Source organism: Collinsella sp. AF19-1LB, from assembly GCF_003459655.1.
Lineage (GTDB): Bacteria > Actinomycetota > Coriobacteriia > Coriobacteriales > Coriobacteriaceae > Collinsella.
The window spans coordinates 1-514 of the sequence record NZ_QRWO01000089.1; the positions used below are offsets into that span (position 1 = coordinate 1).

A 514-nucleotide genomic window follows, 5' to 3' on the forward strand; every position below is an offset into this window, starting at 1 on the left:
TCATGTGGTATGTCGGATTACTGAGAAGAGCCGACGAGGCTCTTATGGCTAGTTTAACACGAATGGAAGATATAGCCAAGGATCTGCCGGAATATGAACTCGTCGGCGAGATGGGCGGAGTCGGAAGAGTTACCAGAGTAGCGCTTATTGCCCAGATCGGAGATGTGAGACGCTTTAAAAACAAGCATTCTCTGATCTGCTTTGCAGGCCTGACCCCATCAATACATGAATCAGGGAAATTCCGAGCCTCGCAGAATCACATAGTAAAGAAAGGTCCTGCGCGGCTGCGGAAAGTATTGTATCAAGTAATGATGTCGTTAGTTATGCATAAAATCCCCAAAGATGATGCAGTATATAGGTTCATAAAGAAGAAAGAGGCAGAAGGAAAGTATAAAAAAGTAGCAAAAGTAGCAGGAATGGCTAAGTTTTTACGAATATACTACGGCCGGGTGATGCATTTGTATCGCGACTTAGGCCTTGCTGCGTAAATAAGGCAAACAAGTGAAGAAAAGCG

The 514-nt window shown here is 44.4% G+C and carries 1 protein-coding gene; it reads left to right on the top strand.

Going from position 1 to position 514, the window contains the following annotated elements; all coding sequences use genetic code 11:
• Positions 1-488, top strand: a 488-nt coding sequence (locus DWX39_RS10875; RefSeq protein WP_117759956.1) for a transposase, incomplete at its 5' end; no start/stop codon positions are given.
• Positions 489-514 lie beyond the last annotated feature (26 nt).